This is a genomic window from Endozoicomonas sp. YOMI1 (assembly GCF_024606345.1).
GTDB lineage: Bacteria > Pseudomonadota > Gammaproteobacteria > Pseudomonadales > Endozoicomonadaceae > Endozoicomonas.
In genome coordinates, this window is sequence record NZ_JAHHPM010000163.1 from 1 (window position 1) to 1,076 (window position 1,076).

A 1,076-nucleotide genomic window follows, 5' to 3' on the forward strand; every position below is an offset into this window, starting at 1 on the left:
CGAGTCTTGCGGGGTGGAAGGTAACGACCACTGCGAAGCGTAGACAGGGAGATAAATAACATTTGCTAAGGGATAATTAACCTCGAAATTGAACGTGTTCGAAGTAGTGGAAGCGGCACTGGAGTATGAACAGGTTCTCGTTGCTGTAGGCGTATACTAATCTGTGCTCATGGTCGATTCTGCGTGACCAGAATCCTGAAAAGTTACCTTTCAGAGGCTCTGGCTTTCCTGCACCTTCATAGGGTGTACGGATACATTCTTTAATTAATCTTCTTAGTTTTCTAGCTTTTTGTTTGTCGTTGTCCAGCCAGTATTGAAAGTCTTCCCATGCTTCTTCAGACCAGCTTAACGTGACCTTTTTCAGGTTGCTCATAGTTCGGGCAGGTCTCTGATGATACCTTTATTTGCTTTGAATTGTTCTGCGGCGGATTTCAACCGCCGGGCATTCTCAGGGGAAGATAGCAGATACAGAGTTTCCATAAGGCTGTCGTAGCTTTCTTTCGACATAACCACCGCATCTTTTGCGTCACGTCTGTGGACTATTGTGTGGGTCGCGTCATTAACAACGCTGTCCAACACCGCTTTCAGGTTTTTCCTCATTTCTGTGTAGGAAACCACATTCATTTTATTTTCCAGATACCTGTACGTGATAAAGTACAAGTATAATTAGCTTTTGTTGTTTGGCAAGGAAAATCAGGGTCATTAGGTCTTGATTCTTGATGAGCATTAAAACTCTTCTACTTTTATAGCTCCTTGATTATAAGCTGTGGCCATAAGAAATAGGCGGGCCTGTGAATGTTTTGTTGCTTTTGTGCTGGCGGGGCTGAAATAACACGTATTAGCATGTACTAAGCCCCGGATATTTTTGGCCTGATCCGGGATATCGAGCCGGGCAAAGGTGGTGAAATCCAGATCACCGATGCTCTGATGGCCCAGGCACATCGGGTCTGTGTGCTGGCATGCAAGTCCAGGGCAAGCGCTTTGACTGTGGCAGTATCGCAGGATTTATTGACACGACTAACTACTCTTGATTAAAACCGCAACGAGCGCAACATTCGTTGTTATGATCCAAGGCT

At 45.2% G+C, this 1,076-nt stretch carries 2 protein-coding genes; both read right to left on the minus strand.

Going from position 1 to position 1,076, the window contains the following annotated elements:
* Positions 1-76: 76 nt before the first annotated feature.
* The gene (locus tag KDK15_RS05775; RefSeq protein ID WP_257294415.1) at positions 77-373 is read right to left on the minus strand and encodes a Txe/YoeB family addiction module toxin; all 297 of its coding nucleotides are present in this window, start codon (positions 371-373) and stop codon (positions 77-79) included.
* Positions 370-624, minus strand: a complete 255-nt coding sequence (locus KDK15_RS05780) for a type II toxin-antitoxin system Phd/YefM family antitoxin (protein WP_257294416.1) — start codon at positions 622-624, stop codon at positions 370-372. The genes KDK15_RS05775 and KDK15_RS05780 overlap by 4 nt, the downstream gene beginning before the upstream one ends.
* Between the last annotated feature and the right edge of the window lie 452 nt (positions 625-1,076).

Excerpts from the sequence above, each read along its gene's own strand:
- KDK15_RS05780 (WP_257294416.1), bottom strand. The coding sequence starts at position 624 with ATGAATGTGGTTTCCTACACAGAAATGAGGAAAAACCTGAAAGCGGTG.
- KDK15_RS05775 (WP_257294415.1), bottom strand. The coding sequence starts at position 373 with ATGAGCAACCTGAAAAAGGTCACGTTAAGCTGGTCTGAAGAAGCATGG.